General features: G+C 62.8%; 17 protein-coding genes and 1 riboswitch. Of the genes, 13 read left to right on the top strand and 4 right to left on the bottom strand.

Translation table 11 applies throughout. From position 1 onward, the window contains the following. The first annotated feature begins 76 nt into the window (after positions 1-76). The 10 genes from HY696_06500 to HY696_06545 all read left to right on the top strand — a co-directional run bounded on the left by HY696_06500 (position 77) and on the right by HY696_06545 (position 12,611). Positions 77-268, top strand: a complete 192-nt coding sequence (locus HY696_06500; protein MBI4238053.1) for a hypothetical protein — start codon at positions 77-79, stop codon at positions 266-268. Positions 269-293: 25 nt separating this feature from the next. Then, the gene (locus HY696_06505; GenBank protein ID MBI4238054.1) at positions 294-860 is read left to right on the top strand and encodes a hypothetical protein; all 567 of its coding nucleotides are present in this window, start codon (positions 294-296) and stop codon (positions 858-860) included. A gap of 362 nt (positions 861-1,222) precedes the next feature. Then, the gene (locus HY696_06510; protein ID MBI4238055.1) at positions 1,223-3,622 is read left to right on the top strand and encodes a hypothetical protein; all 2,400 of its coding nucleotides are present in this window, start codon (positions 1,223-1,225) and stop codon (positions 3,620-3,622) included. 114 nt (positions 3,623-3,736) lie between these two features. Then, positions 3,737-3,893, top strand: a riboswitch (cobalamin riboswitch). Positions 3,894-4,235: 342 nt separating this feature from the next. After that, positions 4,236-6,200: a TonB-dependent receptor gene (locus tag HY696_06515; protein MBI4238056.1), complete on the top strand. Its 1,965-nt coding sequence runs from the start codon at positions 4,236-4,238 to the stop codon at positions 6,198-6,200. A gap of 267 nt (positions 6,201-6,467) precedes the next feature. Beyond that, positions 6,468-8,612 carry a hypothetical protein gene (locus HY696_06520; protein MBI4238057.1) on the top strand — a complete coding sequence of 715 codons (2,145 nt, stop codon included), beginning with the start codon at positions 6,468-6,470 and terminating at the stop codon, positions 8,610-8,612. Between the two features lie 107 nt (positions 8,613-8,719). Further along, positions 8,720-9,472: an ABC transporter substrate-binding protein gene (locus HY696_06525; GenBank protein MBI4238058.1), complete on the top strand. Its 753-nt coding sequence runs from the start codon at positions 8,720-8,722 to the stop codon at positions 9,470-9,472. After that, on the top strand, positions 9,469-10,434 hold the full coding sequence (locus HY696_06530; protein ID MBI4238059.1) for an iron ABC transporter permease: 966 nt from the start codon (positions 9,469-9,471) through the stop codon (positions 10,432-10,434). Before HY696_06525 ends, HY696_06530 begins: the two co-directional genes overlap by 4 nt. Positions 10,435-10,621: 187 nt before the next feature. Beyond that, positions 10,622-11,413, top strand: coding sequence for an ABC transporter ATP-binding protein (locus HY696_06535; protein MBI4238060.1), 792 nt, complete (start codon positions 10,622-10,624; stop codon positions 11,411-11,413). 265 nt (positions 11,414-11,678) lie between these two features. After that, on the top strand, positions 11,679-12,110 hold the full coding sequence (locus tag HY696_06540; GenBank protein ID MBI4238061.1) for a TonB family protein: 432 nt from the start codon (positions 11,679-11,681) through the stop codon (positions 12,108-12,110). A gap of 108 nt (positions 12,111-12,218) precedes the next feature. Next, positions 12,219-12,611: a hypothetical protein gene (locus HY696_06545; protein MBI4238062.1), complete on the top strand. Its 393-nt coding sequence runs from the start codon at positions 12,219-12,221 to the stop codon at positions 12,609-12,611. 77 nt (positions 12,612-12,688) lie between these two features. Here HY696_06545 and HY696_06550 read toward each other — a convergent pair whose 3' ends face one another. Further along, positions 12,689-13,852, bottom strand: coding sequence for an ATP-binding protein (locus HY696_06550; GenBank protein MBI4238063.1), 1,164 nt, complete (start codon positions 13,850-13,852; stop codon positions 12,689-12,691). 211 nt (positions 13,853-14,063) lie between these two features. Between HY696_06550 and HY696_06555 the strand changes: the two genes are divergently transcribed. Together HY696_06555 and HY696_06560 are read left to right on the top strand one after the other, a co-directional pair. Then, positions 14,064-14,264 carry a hypothetical protein gene (locus tag HY696_06555; protein MBI4238064.1) on the top strand — a complete coding sequence of 67 codons (201 nt, stop codon included), beginning with the start codon at positions 14,064-14,066 and terminating at the stop codon, positions 14,262-14,264. Between the two features lie 25 nt (positions 14,265-14,289). Further along, entirely contained in the window at positions 14,290-14,856 is a 567-nt protein-coding gene (locus tag HY696_06560; protein MBI4238065.1) for a hypothetical protein, read from the top strand. A 49-nt stretch (positions 14,857-14,905) separates the two neighbouring features. On the opposite strand, the gene HY696_06565 is transcribed toward HY696_06560, so the two are convergent. After that, positions 14,906-15,232 carry a hypothetical protein gene (locus HY696_06565; GenBank protein ID MBI4238066.1) on the bottom strand — a complete coding sequence of 109 codons (327 nt, stop codon included), beginning with the start codon at positions 15,230-15,232 and terminating at the stop codon, positions 14,906-14,908. Between the two features lie 359 nt (positions 15,233-15,591). Between HY696_06565 and asnS the strand changes: the two genes are divergently transcribed. Then, positions 15,592-16,887, top strand: coding sequence for an asparagine--tRNA ligase (gene asnS, locus HY696_06570; GenBank protein ID MBI4238067.1), 1,296 nt, complete (start codon positions 15,592-15,594; stop codon positions 16,885-16,887). Between the two features lie 9 nt (positions 16,888-16,896). On the opposite strand, the gene HY696_06575 is transcribed toward asnS, so the two are convergent. Both HY696_06575 and HY696_06580 read right to left on the bottom strand, forming a co-directional pair. Further along, the gene (locus tag HY696_06575; protein MBI4238068.1) at positions 16,897-17,316 is read right to left on the bottom strand and encodes a type II toxin-antitoxin system VapC family toxin; all 420 of its coding nucleotides are present in this window, start codon (positions 17,314-17,316) and stop codon (positions 16,897-16,899) included. Next, positions 17,309-17,512 carry a hypothetical protein gene (locus HY696_06580; GenBank protein ID MBI4238069.1) on the bottom strand — a complete coding sequence of 68 codons (204 nt, stop codon included), beginning with the start codon at positions 17,510-17,512 and terminating at the stop codon, positions 17,309-17,311. The genes HY696_06575 and HY696_06580 overlap by 8 nt, the downstream gene beginning before the upstream one ends. Positions 17,513-17,544: the final 32 nt, after the last annotated feature.

A 17,544-nucleotide genomic window follows, 5' to 3' on the forward strand; every position in this document is an offset into this window, starting at 1 on the left:
GTCCCGGATTGTCAAAAAGATTCGCTTCGAGGTGTGTAAGGTTGATCGGATTCACGCGCTGTGCAAAGATGCCGACATGTATTCACCACTCGCTACAGAGCCCCCTGCGCCGACGCTCACAGCACAGCAACGTCTCGAACAAGCATTCAATCTCTTCTGGACGGCGTGCGCGCTGAAAGCGGCGTGGTTGCGGCAAATGCACCCGCAGGCGAACGCATCCGAAATTCAACGCCAATTGCGCCGCTGGATGTTGCTCTCGCGGAGTTGATCACCCGGTATCGTGCGAGGCCCCGATGTCGAACAACCTTCTTACGCTCTTCACAACACCACTCGAAACGGCGCGCATTCCCTATATGGTCACGGGGAGCATGGCGGCGATTGTGTACGGCGACCCACGACTCACGCATGATGCCGACATCGTGCTAGCGCTGCAAGCGGCGCATCTGCCCGTATTACTCACGGCCTTTCCGTTGACCGTTTTCTACACGCCGCCTGAGGAAGCAATAGCCACGGAACTCGCACGGAGCCAGCGCGGTCACTTCAACGTTATTCACCATGCCTCGGGCTTTAAAGCGGACATGTATCCGGTGGGGCGAGATCCGCTCCACCACTGGGCGCTCTCACGTATCACGACACTGATGATGGATGGGCACTCGGTACGAATCGCACCGCCGGAATATGTCATCACTCGCAAGTTGGAATTTTTTCGCGAAGGTGGAAGCGAAAAACATCTGCTCGACATCCGCAGCATGCTCGCGCATTCTCGTGCCCAAATCGATCAAGCGATCCTCGACCAATGGATCACACAGCGCGGCGTGCGCCCCCAATGGGAGCAAGTGCTGGTGGAAAATACCACATAGCGATCGCTGCGACGAGAGGCCAACCACGTCGATATTGACCGGCTTTGCTGACCCCCTGTAACGTGGCACGTCCTGGGTTTGAAAGTACTTTTGCGGTCCCGCTACACCCTGCCGCACACATACATCACGTAACAGACAGACATAGCAGCAATTTTTTCTATCGAGACTCGCGCTGCTGCGGCTTCTGCACTCAACCAACTGCGCATTCTCAGGTGGTCTTTGACCCGCCGCGTTCGGCCCGCGTGAGACAACGCACCAACATTGCACGATATTTTTTCCCAACCTCCGTTGGCACTCGCCTTGCTTTATCACAGGCCACGCACGGGACGGGTATCTGGATTGGTCGAACAGGGGGGGCGCTTATGAGTCGTCAACGCATTGGGGTGTTGGGTTCGCTCGCCGTGGCCATCGGCTACCTCTACACGGTCGGCTGCGGGGCCTTGACCGCCAACTTGAACGGCAGCAGCACCGGCAGCGACGGCACGAGTAGTGGGAGCGGCACGACGGTGACCGTCAGTGGGACGATCACCACGCCCGGCGCCAGTGCGTCGGCCGCGCTCTCTAAGGGGCTCGGCCGGAAGGCGATCGAAGACGTCGCGGCGGCCGGCTTGGCGGGGACGTTGTACGACGCCGTCACCGGCGAGGCCGTCGGGACCTTCACGACCGATAGCGCCGGGGCCTACACCGTGGACTGTGAGTTGGCAGAACACCCCGAGTCCGACAGCAACGCCTCGGCTGACGATGCGATCGTCACCGTGCAACTCGCGCTCGAGGCCGAGAACGCGGACGGGTCCATCCATATCGAGACGTATGTCGAAGTCAGCATCGATCCGGACAACGCGACCGATCCGATCACCGTGAATGCCGATTCCGACACCACGATCGCCGCGCAGGCCTTGCGCAGCCAGTTCGGCATCGCGGCGTGGGCGCAGGGCAACGCCGCGGCCTTCGTGCAAGGCGATCCGTTCTGCTTCTTCAAACTCCAACACGAGGTATTCACGAACGCCGATACCGCCAGCGACGGGATGGGCGATGACTTGGGCTCCCTCAAGGCCTTGATCGAAGGCGCGATGGCCGGTGGCGACGTCCAACCCGAAGACCTCGGCTACGACAACTGGGGCGCGGTCATGCAAGCCACGCTCGGCGGCGAGCTGCCGACGACCGACGCGGATGGCGACGGCGTCGCGGATGCACTCGACGCGCTGGCCACGGCGGCGGCCGGCGCCACGGGCGAAAGTGCGGACGCATTGCTCAACAACTACAGTGACGGGCTGAGTGCCATGGCGATCCTCGGCACCGCGTTCGGCGACAACATGGCCGGCGCCATGCCGGCCGCCGCGAATCTGGCCAAGGGGCGGCAGAAAACCGCCGCCACCGGCGGCGAGAGTGCGTGCGATACGCTCACCGGCAGTGGTGACGACAACGCCAGTTACCTCGACGTCTTGGTCGGATCGGTCCTGGAATGCGAAGTCGAAGACGGGGGGTGTGACGAGGCGTATGCCGATCCCGAAGGGCTGGCCGTCATGATCGGCACGCTCGACGAATTTCTGGCCGCCGACAATTTGGCACAGGCCGGTCTCCCGTTTGTGTTGAACAGCATGCTCGTGACTGACGGCGCCGACGGCTTCGACGAATACCTCAGCGCCGATGGCACGCTCGATCCGACCAAGATCGACGGCTTTTACGCCATCTGCGGGACGTTCGATCCGGAGCTGAGCGAAGGTCAGCTGGAAGATTGGTCGTACGCGATGATCCAGACCGTAGAGACCCAAGGCTGGGACACGATGTTCAAAGCGGACGGCACGGTCGATACCGGCAAGATGGAATTTTTTGGTGGATACTACGATGCGCTGCTCGGCAGTGGGGACGCGAACACGCTCGACTTCTCGGGCATCGACTACGACGGCACGGCCGAGCTTCTGCAGCAGGACTTCACCGAGCTTGGCGCCGGTGGCACAATCTTCGGCGACTGCTACGCCAGCACGGGCGACTTCCTCGGGTGCCAAGGCGACTCCGGGTCAATGACCGTCTACTCGGCGGATGGGACAACTTCCAGTGTCGAATTGGAGCCGTGGGGGGATGGGGGGAGCTACTTTTCCTGTTATCAGGAAGGGACGGCCCTCGGCACGTGTGACACGCTGTATGGCGAAGGGATGGGCGGGTCCTCGTCTTCTTCCAGTGGCGGCATGGACATGGCGACGTTCTGCCAAAGCAACCCGGACGACCCGGCCTGCGACTTCGGCAGCTCTTCAAGCAGCAGTTCGTCCTCCTCCAGTGGGGGCATGGAAGAGTTCTGTCAGCGGTATCCGGGCGACCCGTCCTGCGACTTCGGCAGTTCCAGCAGCAGTTCGTCGTCTTCCAGCTCCAGCGGGGGCATGGAAGAGTTCTGTCAGCAGTATCCGGACGACCCGTCCTGCGACTTCGGCAGTTCCAGCAGCAGCTCGTCGTCTTCCAGCTCAAGCGGGGGCTCGAGCAGCTCCTCGAGTGGTGGCGGTGGGGGGCTCGCGATCTCCGGGACCTGGCGTGACTCGCTGTGCTGGGGCGCCGCTGATTTGGAATTTGTTGATGGGAGTGCCTTCGTATCGGTGGGCGGCTTCGACATCGATGTCACGATCGCCGAAACATGCACGATGCTGGTGCCCGATACTCCCCTCACCTGTACCTGTACCGCACTCGGCGACCCAACTGTAGTGGGTTCACGCATTACTTATAGTTGCAACGCAGGGGGCGCACCCTGCAGTGGTCAACTGACGAAACGATAGACGAAACGCCAATCCACGACGCGGCCCGGGAACAGATCCCCGGGCCGTCGCTTTTCCACTTGCCCCTGCGCCACTGCCCTGTTAGGCCCGCCGACATTAGTTGCCGGCGCGTGCAGGGAAGCGGGGTGCAAAACCCCCACGGTCCCGCCACTGTGAAAAGGAAGTTGCTCGGCGTTCCAGTCACTGTCTGCCCCAACGGGCCGATGGGAAGGCAAGCCGGGTAATAAATGTGCGTACGAACGTCCGTGCGTCCCTTTGAGTCAGGAAACCTCGCGCGTTGGTGTTGTATCCATGGTTCACCTCCGCGGAGAGGGGCCTGATGCTGCGCTTTGTTTGCGATGTATTTTCAGTTCGTCCACTGCTCGGTTTACAAAACCCGTTATTGGTTGGCGGGTCCTGCCCGGGGGAGGGCCCCACCAAACGCGGGGAGGGTGCCCCTAATGATTCGCGGTGTGTTGCACGTGCAGCACCGCAGTGCTTGTCAGACCAACCATGCTCGCCATCCGGCCACTTGCTGGCCACTCCCCGAATCCCCGCGTCCGGTGGGGCCCTCCCCCGGTCACCCGCCGACGTTCATCAGGTTTTTCCAACCTTCGCGGCAGCTATCCACTTAATGATCATCGCGCTCTCCGCGTTTGTGGGGGTGGCGCGGACCGCTGTGGCGGCGGAAGTCCCGGACGGCGCGGTGTTGCCGGCGGTGGTGGTGACGGCGCCGGAGGAAAGAGCGGCAGCGCCGACGGCGTTTCATACGGTGATTCGGCCGGCGGAACAGCCGCAGAGTTTTACTACGGTCACGGAATTGCTGGCCACGGCGCCGGGGACGCAAGTGCGGCAGCTCGGATCGCCGGGGCAGTTTGCGTCAGTGACCATCCGCGGATCGAGCGCGGAACAAGTGGCCGTCTATTTAGATGGCGCGCGGCTTAATAGTGCGGGCACCGGTGTCGTGGATCTGGCAACGATTCCGCTCGGCGCGGTCGATCGGATCGAAGTGATTCGCGGCGGCGGCTCCGCGCAATTCGGCAGCGACGCGATCGGCGGCGTAGTGAACATTTCGACCGCGAACGCGCCGCTCGGGACGACGACCGCGGCCTCGGTCACCGGCGGTTCATTCCTGACGCTGCAAGGCAATGCGAGTTTTGCGCATCGCGATGACACGCAGCGCGTGCTGATCAGCGCCACGCATTGGAGCAGCGACGGCGATTTCTCGTTCCACCCCAGCACCACGACGTTGGCCGGAACCACGCTGGCCGGCAACACCGCACGCGTCCGGGAACATAATCGCACGCTCGGCGAATCGCTGCTGTTGCAATACGGCACGCAATCGGACGCCCACACGGAATTCCGCGCCACCAACGATTTCTATTTCGGCGATCGCCAACTCCCCGGTCTTGAAGTCGAGGCGACGCAACTCGCACCGCTCAATCCATTGGAGGCCACGCAGCAACTTTATCGCGACACCGCGACCGCAGGCATAACGTTTACAGACCTCGGCACGGAGGGGCTGCAGCTCGATATCGGTCTCAACAATGTCTTCGAAGTGAATCGGTTCGACGACCCGAGTCCCGCGCTCGGACCGGCCATTGCGCGCACTGCGTACAGCAACGGACTCAATCCGCATGTGCGCATGGCCTATACGCGCGGTAACGCCACGTTCACGAACACGCTCGCCGCGCGCTACGATTTTCGCTTCGACCTCTTTGATGATCGCGCGCGCAATCGAACCACGACGGCGGCCGGCACGCAGGTGCGCGACACGCACACGCTGTTGTTGCACGACGAATGGCAACCGTGGCGGGATCGACTGTTCGTCGCGCCGAGCCTTCGCCTGACGACGACGCCGACCGTCACACGCCATGCGGAATATCGGCTCGGCATCTTGGGCCGGCCGCTCCCATGGCTCGCGTTGCTCGGCAATATCGAAACGGCGCATCGCTTACCGACGTTGTTGGAACTCTATCACCCGGATCAAGGCTTCATCCGCGGGAATCCGGACCTCGACGCCGAACGCGCCTGGCATTGGGACGCCGGCGCGCGCATCGAAACGGCCGTCGTGCAAGCGGACGTGGCCTACTTTCAGCAGCACATCCACAATTCGATCCTGTTCGTCCCGATCAGCGCCACGACCATCGCCCCGATCAATACGTTTGCAGTCCGCAGCGACGGCATCGAAGCGAGTGCCACGCTGCAACCGTGGGAGTGGATGCGTCTCTCCGCGAACTATACGTGGCTGCGCGCCGCGTTTCGCAGCACCGGCTTGCAACTCCCGGGACGCCCACGCCATGCGGCCACGGCACGGTTGGAACTCGCGCACGATCTCTCCGCCCGCCTCCGCGGCAGCGGCTATACCGAAGGCCATTGGGTCGGCGCGATGCCGCTCAACGTCGACAACACCGTCTTCATCGCCGGCCGCGTCACATTGGACGTCGGCCTGAAGGCCACTTGGCAACCGCGCACCGGACACGAATACTTCGCCGCCCTCGAAGCCCGCAACGTGAGCAACGTGCAAATCTACGACGCGCGCGGGTTCCCACAACCGCGCCGCGCGTTCTATCTGACCGTGGGGGGGAAATGGGGATGAATGACCCCCGCCCCTGAGGGCGGGGTATCCACTTCCCTCTCCCATTTGGGGAGGCTAAGGGCGCAGCGGCCTGAGCCGCTGCATGGCCCGCAGCAGCGGTTACAGCAATGCGACGAACAGGAGCATTGCTCACCATTGCAGTTGGGTGAGGGGGAGAGGGAGAGTACCAGGAGAGCACCCGCTCAATCCCCCCCCTCACCCTGGCCCTCTCCCCAAATGGGAGAGGGAACATTAGAGAATGCGCTGACGATACAAGGAACTGCAACTATGAAGAGACCCTCTCACGCTTGCGTATTAGCCCTCTTTCTTTCCGCCTGCGGCGGCGGAGGACTCTACACCACCGCACTACCGGACACTGATCTCAGCATCGGCACGGCGCAGGAATTTGCGCTCGGCAGCGATTATCCGGCAGGCCTTGCCATTGCGGAATTTCCCGGCAAGCGCGCCACGGCATTCATCGTCAGCGTCGATAGTCCGGTCGGCGTGGTCGCGATCGATCTCGACGCCCCGAGTTTACGCCTCTCCGCGCAATTCGCCGGCTGCCAACTCCCTCCCGGCACCGGCCTCCCCGCCGGACCGCTGCTGGCGCTCGCTTCCACGCGGCTGCTCCTGCTCACGTCCAGCCACGTGATCGATTGCGACCCGACGACCGGAATGATCCGCGCCGCAGTACAACTGACCGATCCAGTCCAACTGCCCCACGCCGCGCCACTCTCCGCTCCGTTTGATCTCAACGGCGACGGCCGCGACGAAACGACGGTCGCGCGCGTGGATCCCAGTTATCCCGGCGGCATGGCCCTTCTCGGCGACGCGCTCTACATCAGCTTCGGCAACTATCTGATGCCGATCGGCGACCCCGTGGCCGCACCCGGCTTGGTGCTCCGCTATCGACTCCACGCAACCGCGCCGTTCGTCACCCGCGATCCCGCGCAGCCGATCGTCACCACCGCCTTCAACCCCACCGCACTGCAGGCATTGCCCAATGGGCAACTCCTGATCGTCGAATCGGGCATCAACGGCATCGTCAACGGTGCCACTGCGCCGCAAACCGACTCCGGCGTGGAGATTTTCACGCCCTCCACCGGAGCCAAGACGTATCACGGCCTCGGGCCAGTCGCGCTCGCGTTCCAGCCCCCGGCGATCACCGGCGACGGAACGCTGGCGTTTTTCACCAGCGCGGCGTTCGCCGAAGTGTATGCCCTCGATTTGCAACAACTGGCGTGGCTCCGCGACCACGACGACCCGATCACGCTCGGCCTTGCAACCAACACGAGTGATTTCCTCCCCGCCGCGACACTCGACGCGACGGAAAGTTATCTGTTCGTCGCGAGTTTCAGCACGAGCGCGATTTACCCGATCCGACTCGATGCCGACGATTTCACCCCACTGCCGCCGGAATACGCCACCCCGTTTCGGTTGGGATATGCGGCCGGCGCTACGGCCGCGAATCCGAGCGGCACCAACACCGGCGTCAGTGCCGTGGCGTTTCGCGGCACCACGACACGGCTGTACGCGCTGACTGCCAATCCGGGCAAACTCGTCGCGCTCGACGCACGTCCAAAAGCGGTCCCCAGTATTGCGTCTCCAGACGTCGCACCCGCTCCACCCGCTACGGGCAATCCGCCCCCAGAGACGGAAACAACGGCCCCAGCCACCAGTCCCCAGCCCCCAGTCACACCGGCGCCTCCGACTCCCGCGACATCCGCACCAACGGCACCGGCCACCACACCAACGCCTGCACCGACACCGCCGCCCCCAGCAGTACCGCCCCCGCCACCCAACACGCCAACACCCAAACCCGCGCTCGTGCCGCTCGCGCTGATGAATCCACCCGCCACCAGCCAAGTCCCGTTCGCCGATGCGGTGGCGTCCTTCACGCCCGACTGCAAGAAAACCGCCCATTACGGATGCAGCGAATTCCCCGCCAACGTCTTCGGCGCGCCGCACGGTGCCGGCGCCAATGCCGGCGCCACCAACAGCGTCCTCTCGCTCGGATGTGGCGGCCAGATCGTATTAGAGATGACGGATTTTTTAATCGCCGACGGCAAAGGCGCCGACTTCATCGTATTTGAAAATGCGTTCCTGATCGGCGGCGGACCGGCCACGTTCGCCGAACCAGGCGTAGTCGGCGTCAGCCAAGACGGTGTCATGTTCAAAGAATTTCCCTGCGCCGGGAAATCCGCGAATTATGCGGGTTGCGCGGGCGTGCGTCCGGCGTTGAGTCACCCGGATAACGGCATCGACCCAACCGACCCGTTCGCAGCCGGCGGCGACGCATTCGATCTAGCCGCCGTCGGACTCCCGACCGCGCGCTTCGTCCGCATTCGCGACGTCAGCTGCACCTCCGGCACCGCCCCGAACGCCGGATTCGATCTGGACGCCGTTAGTATTGTCTGGGGAGTCAAACCATGAACTGGAAAACGATGCAGCCGTATGCACTGCGCTGGACCCGACATCTCCGCACATTTTGCATGTTCCATTTTGCACTTTGCCTTTTGCCTTTTCCAGCCGTTGCCGCCATGCCGCAACGGATCGTGTCGCTGAAACCCAACATCACGGAAATCCTCTTCGCCCTCGGCGTCGGCGACCGCGTCGTCGGCGTGACGACGTGGTGCGACTTCCCGGCTGCGGCGCGCGCCCTCCCGAAAGTGGCGGATTACGTGCGTCCGAACTTGGAAGCCATACTAGCACTACGACCGGACTTGGTGATCGCCTCGCGCGAAAACTCGCTGCGCGCCCCGATTGAACGCTTGAGTCAATGGCAGATTCCCGTCTTACTCACGGACTTTACTTCAGTGGAGTCCCTGCGCACCGCGATTACGGCCATTGCCACGCGCGTCGGCGCGGAACCCGCCGGCGCCCGACTCACCCAACAAATCGCCGCTGCGATCGCGCCGCCTCCAACCGCCGCCACGCCCGCGCCGCGCGTCTTGTTGTTGGTCGGCCACTACCCTCCAGTGGCCGCCGGTCCCGCCTCGTTACTCGGTGAACTGTTGCGATACGCCGGCGCGCAAAATGTCATCACCGCGCCGCAACCCCTCTACCCGCAACTGAGCCGCGAACAGCTGCTGGCATTGCAACCGGATGTCATCCTCGATGCCGCCACCTCGATGGAAGGCGTGAGCAACAGCAATGCAAAGTGCAAAATGCAAAATACAAAATGCAAAATGGTGGACATCGATCTGTTGCGCGCCGGACCGCGTGTCGCTGCGGGCATTGCGGCCCTCCGCGACGCTATTGCTGCAGCAACCGAGCCGGAGCCAACGCCATGATCCGCCGCACCGCGCTCATATTCATGACCCTCGGTGGTTTGCTGCTCGCCGCACTGCTGATCGGTCTGGATGTCGGTCCGTCGTCGATCACGTTGTGGAGCCCCGCCGCGGATTTGAAAACGGCGATCCTGTGGCAGACGCGGCTCCCGCGACTATTGCTCGCCATGTTGGTCGGTGGCGGATTGGCCGGCGCCGGCGTCGCGTATCAAGCCTTGCTGCACAATCCGTTGGCCGACCCGTATATCCTCGGCGTGGCCGGCGGCGCTGCGCTCGGGAGCGCACTGGCCGTCGCCTGCAACGGGACTTGGCCATGGGTCCTCGCATGCGCCTTTCTGGCCAGCTTGCTCACGATGGCGGCGATTTTCTCCATCGCTCGCCGACCCGCGCGCTACTTCGCCCACAGCCTGCTGTTGACCGGCGTCGTCTGTAACGCGTTCGCCTTCGCACTGATTATGTTGCTGCACACCTTCGTGCCGATCCAACGCGGCCAAGAAATCCTCTTTCTGTTGATGGGCACCTTAGCGATCGCGGGACCGGAAGTCCTGCCGGTCGCTGGCCTCACCATCGGACTCGGCAGTCTCGTGCTCTTCTGGCGCGCCCGCGCGCTCGACACGCTCGCACTCGGTGAAGAAACCGCGTGCTCGCTCGGCATCGCCGTTCAACGTTTGCAGTGGGAAATTTTTGTCGCCGGATCGCTGATGGTCGGCACCGTCGTCGCCGTCAGCGGATTGATCGGCTTTGTCGGCCTCTTCATCCCGCACGCGATGCGCTTACTCGTGGGGCATCGGCACCGGCTCCTGATCCCCGCCGCCACGCTGGCGGGCGCGGCCTTCCTGAGCCTCGCCGACACCGTCGCACGCGCCGCACTCTCCCGCGGCACCGTGCAAACCGAACTCCCCGTCGGCGTGATTACGGCGTTAGTGGGCGCACCGTGTTTTGTCTGGCTGTTGCGAAAAACGTGAGGGAGGGAATGAATGCCCCCCGCCGCAAGGGGCGGGGCATCCACCTCCCTCTCCCTTTGGAGAGAGGGTTGGGTGAGGGGGAGACCACCAGAACCAACCTCCCCCTCACCCTGGCCCTCTCCCCAAAGGGAGAGGGGATAAAAAAGAACGCGGCTGACCGCGAGAAATTTCACGAGGAAAATGCAAAATGCAAAATGACGGACTGGAAGACATCGCACTCCGCTGCGAGCAACTCAGTTTCTCCTACGGCCCCCATGCAGTCCTCCACGACTGCACATTTGCCTGCCCCAGCGGGCAAATCACGGTGCTGATGGGCCCGAACGGTGTCGGCAAATCGACGCTGCTCAAGCTCTGCGCCGGACTACTATCCCCACAGCACGGCACCGTGCGCTGCTGCGGCGCATCGCTCCAGACCCGCACGCCACGCCAGCGCGCACGCATGATTGCGTATGTCCCCCAACAACTCCACTGCCCTTTTCCACTCGCCGTGCGCGAATTCGTCGGCCTCGGCCGCGTCCCGCACGAATCGTGGTTTCCGCACCGCACCGCCGCCGACACCGCCGCGATCGACACCGCGTTACACGATCTGGACCTCCTTCCGCTCGCCGCGCGCCCGATCCATTCCCTCTCCGGCGGCGAATGGCAGCGCGCCCAACTTGCCCGCGCGCTGGCGCAACAACCGCACCTGCTGCTGCTCGACGAGCCGACCTTGCACCTCGACCTCCACCACCAACACCATTTGATCGCACAACTCCGCACGCTCTGTGCCGACCGCCGACTGACGATCCTCTGCGCCCTCCACGACCTCAACCTCGCACTCCGCAACGCCGACCATCTGCTCCTCTTGTCCCACGGCACCATCGCCGCCGCCGGCACCCCCACCCAACTCGCCGACCCCGCCCTCTTCAGCCGCCTCTTCGACGTCCCACTCCACTACGATACAGCCCTCTGCACCGGCCCCATCCCAGCCACCGAGTAACCCCATGTCACTCCGCCCCGCCTTCATCCTCTTCACCCTCTACTCCCTCCTCCTCCACACCCTCGCCCTCCATTTCGTATGGCAACAATTCGCTCCCCCACTCACCCCACCCCAACGCGTCGGCACTCCACACGACTCCAATGTCATCTTGGTAGATTTCATTCAGCCGAACGCAAGGACCATGGCGGCAAGTGAAGACGTAGGTTCAACACAACGGTCGGTCGGCGAGTCCCATCCGGGGGGACTTGCGGAGCGCGCTGCATCCATGCGGATGAAACCGCAGCGCGCGAGCATGAGCGCGGCTTCGGCGCGTAAGCCGAAGCCGACGCGTGCCCCCCGGATGGGACTCGCCGACCGACCGTCCATGGTCGAGAATTTTCAAGAGCGACTCTCTGGAGAGACCGTACAAGGGGGCCATCAACCAACTGCCGACGCCACCCTCGCCCGCATCTATGACCGCCTCGCCCGCGCGCGCCACTACCCGCCGCTCGCCCGCGCGCGCCGGCACGTCGGGAGTCCCGTCGTCCGTTTTCAAATTCAACCCGATGGTTCGATTGCCGACTTGAACTTACTCACGTCCTGCGGAATTCCGCTCCTCGATGACGCCGCCCTCCAAACCGTCCGCCGCGCCGCGCCCTTCCCCTACTTCCCCCGCCCCATCACCGTTCCGATCCAATACCGATTGAGCCCACAGTGAATCGAATTCGGCGACGGCCAGGTCGCCGCCGCCCGCACCGCCATCGACCACGCCATCGAGATCGACCGCGCCCAAAGTCGACTATACCCTCATACGCAACTGTGGGCGGTGCGCATTGACATCGCCGCAGGGCGGTGGGCGGCGGCGGAGTCCCTCCTGCGAGCGCTCGATCGGCAGATGACCCAGGCGCGGCGGTTCTATCTCCCAGCGGTCGCGTGGTACGCCGTCGTGCTGCTGCACGAGACCGAACTCGATGCGCTATCCACCCTCACCCAACAGCCGGCCTGGCCTGACCTCCCCGCGCGCTTCCGCGCGGCTATCGGGACCGCAGCCGGCGCAGCAGATGCCGCTCGGCGGTCCCTCGATCCGATCTATGCGGCACTCCGGGCGGACGCACGCGAGCTCGAGCAGATCCTCTTCGTCGGTCTCGCGGCCAAACGGGCCCGCGCGCGGGGCGCCATCGTCCGCAATCTCGGGTGGCGGATCGAGCGGCCGACGTGAACCGGCGCTGAAGAGAAAACCATTTCCTGATCATGACGGCCTGGCAACACCACTTGGAGCGGTCTCGAACTCGGCAGTCAGGATCGCACCGCAGGTAAGATCTCCCGCAAGAAGGTGCCGTAGGGCACGGCCAACGTGCCATCGGGGAATCGCTCGCGATGCGTACCACCGTAGACGAGATACCGCTGGACCGGCTTATGCGCGATGTCGGCAAACGAGCGTAATCCGCCGAGGTCGCGCGCCGAAGTCTTGGATCCGGATTTACACTCGATCGCCAGGAGCGCCCTCCCGGTATCCAGCACCAAATCCACCTCCACGCCCGCTTCCGTGCGATACGCACTGGCCCGCCACTCCCGGCGGTGTGCCCGCGCGTAACTCAGACATTGCAGAATGAACCACTGCTCGAACCGCGCCCCCCGTTCGACCGGGGTGACCGTGTGGCGGTGGACACCAAGAATAGCATTGCGCACGCCGAGATCAAAAAAAATGAAACGGTCGCGCTGCGACACGCGCCGTAACGACCATTTCGGCTGAAAAGAGGGGATCCGATGCACGATGAGCGTATCCTCGAGAATGGAGAAAAAACGGCGAACCGTCTCTTTGGGGATTTCCCCGTCACTGGCGAGCTTCGAATAGTTGATCCACTGCCCACTGGCTTCGGCGGCGAGATCCAGAAACCGGGCGTACGTTCCCACGTCTTTGGTCAGGGCCTCGGCCTGGATCTCTTCGCGCAGATACACCGTGGCATACGTGCCAAAAACAGCGTCTCCCTGTTCATGCTCGAGATCAATCCCCGGCAGCGTCCCGACCCGGAGCGCGCGGTCCAGGTCGAAGGCGTCTCCCAGCTCCCAGAAAGAGAGTGGGTCCAAATATTCCAAGAGGATGCGGCCAGGCAACAGATTGGCCCCACCCCGTTTTAATTTGCGTGCACTCGATCCCGTCAGCAGAACGCGACGCGCGGGCGCTTCATCCAGCAGCGCTTGCACCGAATTTAGCAGCGCGGGGAGTCGCTGCACCTCATCGATGACCACCAATGCGGCGCGCGGCACGGCCGCCACCCGGCGGCGCAGAAGGCCCGGATCCCGCGCATAACGCAGGAATTCTTCCTGATCCGCGAGGTTGATATTCAATGTCGGGTGCAGGCGATGGAGCAGCGTCGACTTGCCGACCTGCCTGGCGCCGAGCAACAGGACACTTTTCTTGCCACGCCGCAACCGCTCAAAGATTGCACGATCTATCATATGGGTCATTTACGTCCATAATGACCCACTGTCAGGACGGCCGGAAATACCGCGCTGAGCACGACGTCGGCCGCCAGCCTCCTGATCACCACCGAGGCGCAGGTCTCACGACCTTCGCCCCGGGTGATTTCCCAGCCCACCACCACACCATCAAAGACGAGCTGCGATTCATGTGGTTTGAAGGTTGATCGGGTGCACGCGCTGTGCAAAGATGGCACAGATGCATTCACCACTCGCCACAAAACCTCCGCCGCCGCGGCTCACCGCACCGCAACGACTCGAACAAGCATTCAATCTCTTTTGGACGGCACGTGCGCTGAAAGAGGCGTGGTTGCGGCAAAGCCAACCCGAGGCGGGAGCAGCCGAGATTCAGCGGCAATTGCGCCGCTGGGTGTTATTCTCGCGGAGTTGATGGCGCGTATTCCGTGGGCTCCCCGATGCCGACCAACCTCCTGGCCCTCTTCACAACCCCACTCGAAACGGCGCGCATTCCCTATATGATCACGGGAAGCATGGCGGCGATTGTGTACGGCGACCCACGACTCACGCATGATGTCGATATCGTGCTCGCGCTGCGAACGGCCCAGCTACCCGCATTACTTGCGGCCTTCCCGCTCGTTGATTTCTACGCACCGCCTGAGGACACTGTGACCGCGGAGCTGGCACGGGGCCAGCGCGGCCACTTCAACATCATTCATCATGCCACAGGCTTTAAAGCGGACATGTATCTCGTTGGCCGAGACCCGATCCATCACTGGGCACTCTCGCGCACCACGACACTGACGGTGGGTACACAATCAGTACGAATTGCGCCGCCGGAATATGTCATTATTCGCAAGTTGGAATTCTTTCGCGAAGGGGGGAGCGAAAAACATCTGCTCGACATTCGCAGTATGCTCGCCCACTCGCGTGCCCAGATTGATCAAGCCCTCCTCGATCAATGGATCGCACAGCGCGGCGTGCGGCCGCAATGGGACCAAGTGCTGATCGAAAAAACTCCCTAACGAGCGCCCCGAGGGACAGCAACAAGTCATGCATTGAATAACGCGGGCCCTAACTCGCTTCCGATTCATCCAATCCCGGATCTTCCTTCATATCCGTCGGATCCAGCGGCACCAAGTCGGGCAGCGAACGGAATTCATCACGCGGATGCGCCGGCTGATACAACCGCAACGGCAACCCCGGCCGATCCGCCTGCAGCAGTAATTCATCACCCTCCAGCAGCTCGCCCTCCAGGGTCTCCGCCGACTCATCCGCCGCAGACCCTTCCGCCGCCAACACCTCGTCGTCTGCCACTTCCTGGACCGACGCCTCCACTCCCGCACTACACAGCAACACGCTGAAACACCCCATCACGATGTACCAATTCAGCTTCACCATACCCCACCTCCGTTCCATGTGCGGCCCCATTATAGGCCCGACCTTCAGAAACGCCAGTGCTTTGTTCGCATAAAGTTGTATCCCTGACAACCCCATATTCGACGCAACCAAACGGAGAACCCGGGCCCGGTTGAGCAACGGCCGGGAGGGCGTACCGGGGGCCGCAGGGGCTCTCGGAGCCGATTTCTCCTTGCGAAATCTAATGACAAAATCGGCGAGGGCGAGCGGCGACTCGCCTCGATGGCGAGTCGACCGCGTACCCTGCGGCCCCCGGTACGCCCTCCCGGCCCCCCGAACGCAAGCACCGCAATGCACCACAACCCCTTGCACTTCCCCCGCGAACCCGCTATCGGCGGCGCATGAACGCCACCATCTTCGCCTCCCAACTCCCCGCCCATCTCGGACAAACCGTCACCCTCCGTGGCTGGGCCTACAACAAACGCTCTTCCGGAAAAATCCTCTTCCTCCAACTACGCGACGGCTCCGGCTTTACCCAAGTCGTGTACAACGCCGAGACCTTGCCCGCCGAGACCTGGCAGGCCATCGACACCTTGCCGCTCGAATCCTCCCTGACCTGCACCGGCACCGTCTCCAAACATCCGCGCCGTGAGGAGTATGAACTGCAAGGCACCGCCGCCCACGTCGTGCATCGCGCCGCCGAATATCCGATCGGCAAAAAAGAACACGGCCCTGATTTTCTGCTCGACCAACGCCATCTCTGGCTCCGCTCCCGCAAACAATGGGCGATCCAGCGCATCCGCGACACCGTCATCCAAGCCACGTTCGACCACCTCCACGCCCAAGGGTTCATCAAGATCGACACCCCGATCTTCACCCCCACGGCCTGCGAAGGGACCACGACGCTCTTTGAAGTGCCCTACTTCGACCTCGGCAAGGCCTATCTGGCTCAGTCGGGCCAGCTCTATCTCGAAGCCGCGATCTTTGCACACGGGCGAGCCTTCGACTTCGGCCCGGTCTTCCGCGCGGAGAAGAGCAAGACGCGGCGCCACCTCACTGAGTTTTGGATGATGGACGCCGAAGCGGCCTTCGTGGAGCACGACGAAAATTTGGCCATTCAAGAACAACTGGTCAGCGCCATCGTCCAAGCCGTCTTAATCAAACATCCAACCGAGTTGGCGTTGCTCGAGCGCAATACGGATGCATTGGCGCGGGTCACACCACCGTTTTATCGGATCACACACGCCGCCGCGATCGACAAACTCCGCACGCTCGGCTCCGACATCCAACCGAACGACGACCTCGGCGGCGACGACGAAACGTTGCTTTCGAATCAATTCGACAAACCGATCTTCGTGGAAAAATATCCCGCCCATGTCAAAGCGTTTTATATGAAGCGCGATCCGCAAGACCCAACCCGCGCGCTGTGCGCCGATCTGCTGGCTCCGGAAGGTTTCGGCGAAATCATCGGCGGCTCGCAACGCGAAGACGACTTCGACACGCTCCGCACCCGCATCGTGGAACACGGACTCTCGATCGAGCCGTTCCAATGGTATCTCGACTTGCGCCGCTACGGGAGCGTCCCGCACAGCGGCTTCGGTTACGGCCTGGAGCGGATTGTCGGCTGGCTCTGCGGCACCCCCCACGTCCGCGAAACCATCCCCTTCCCCCGCATGCTGCACCGCCTGACGCCGTAACCACTCGTCTCACACTTCGAGGATCCGACACGGCACATGCTCGGCAATGAGACGGAAATCGCGATGGTTCGCAGTCCATAATTCGGATCCAAGACGGGCCGCGCTCAGGGCAATGAGTACATCGTTCACAAGCCGCACCTTGCGGATCGTTTCGAAACCGTGCTGCATCCCAATCGCGGCCAATACCTTGCCACAGCGGATCCATTCCTGTTCGTTGGGCACCACGACACGCTCGTGCTCTGCAAACGTTTCATGCAGCGCATCGAGCAGTTGCGTCGTCCGCCGGTCAACGGCGCCTGCGAGGAGTTCTTGAAGCACAACTGCACTCAAGTACAAGATGGCGTTTGGGGATTGGAGCAATGGGAGAGGCGCGGTGCCATTCCGCAGCCACGGGATATAGACCGATGTATCCAACAGGACTTTAGCCACGCTGCGTACTCTGGTCCATATCCTCGAGTCGACACCGCCCCATAATCCGCCGATGCCCATCCGCAATCGCGGCATTCGCGATCACCAGGTTCAAGGCCGCCTCCACCGCAGCGGTATCCGTGTCAACTTGGAGAATCCGCCGCACTTGGCGAATCTTCGCGGCCTCGAGAATAAACTGTTTGCGCACCTTTGCCATACCACCTCCATGTGTGTATATAATTACATATC

The sequence above is a fragment of the Deltaproteobacteria bacterium genome (assembly GCA_016210045.1).
GTDB lineage: Bacteria > UBA10199 > UBA10199.

Excerpts from the sequence above, each read along its gene's own strand:
- HY696_06500 (MBI4238053.1), top strand. The coding sequence starts at position 77 with ATGTATTCACCACTCGCTACAGAGCCCCCTGCGCCGACGCTCACAGCA.
- HY696_06505 (MBI4238054.1), top strand. The coding sequence starts at position 294 with ATGTCGAACAACCTTCTTACGCTCTTCACAACACCACTCGAAACGGCG.
- HY696_06510 (MBI4238055.1), top strand. The coding sequence starts at position 1,223 with ATGAGTCGTCAACGCATTGGGGTGTTGGGTTCGCTCGCCGTGGCCATC.
- HY696_06515 (MBI4238056.1), top strand. The coding sequence starts at position 4,236 with ATGATCATCGCGCTCTCCGCGTTTGTGGGGGTGGCGCGGACCGCTGTG.
- HY696_06520 (MBI4238057.1), top strand. The coding sequence starts at position 6,468 with ATGAAGAGACCCTCTCACGCTTGCGTATTAGCCCTCTTTCTTTCCGCC.
- HY696_06525 (MBI4238058.1), top strand. The coding sequence starts at position 8,720 with ATGCCGCAACGGATCGTGTCGCTGAAACCCAACATCACGGAAATCCTC.
- HY696_06530 (MBI4238059.1), top strand. The coding sequence starts at position 9,469 with ATGATCCGCCGCACCGCGCTCATATTCATGACCCTCGGTGGTTTGCTG.
- HY696_06535 (MBI4238060.1), top strand. The coding sequence starts at position 10,622 with ATGCAAAATGACGGACTGGAAGACATCGCACTCCGCTGCGAGCAACTC.
- HY696_06540 (MBI4238061.1), top strand. The coding sequence starts at position 11,679 with ATGCGGATGAAACCGCAGCGCGCGAGCATGAGCGCGGCTTCGGCGCGT.
- HY696_06550 (MBI4238063.1), bottom strand. The coding sequence starts at position 13,852 with ATGATAGATCGTGCAATCTTTGAGCGGTTGCGGCGTGGCAAGAAAAGT.
- HY696_06555 (MBI4238064.1), top strand. The coding sequence starts at position 14,064 with ATGGCACAGATGCATTCACCACTCGCCACAAAACCTCCGCCGCCGCGG.
- HY696_06560 (MBI4238065.1), top strand. The coding sequence starts at position 14,290 with ATGCCGACCAACCTCCTGGCCCTCTTCACAACCCCACTCGAAACGGCG.
- HY696_06565 (MBI4238066.1), bottom strand. The coding sequence starts at position 15,232 with ATGGTGAAGCTGAATTGGTACATCGTGATGGGGTGTTTCAGCGTGTTG.
- asnS (MBI4238067.1), top strand. The coding sequence starts at position 15,592 with ATGAACGCCACCATCTTCGCCTCCCAACTCCCCGCCCATCTCGGACAA.
- HY696_06580 (MBI4238069.1), bottom strand. The coding sequence starts at position 17,512 with ATGGCAAAGGTGCGCAAACAGTTTATTCTCGAGGCCGCGAAGATTCGC.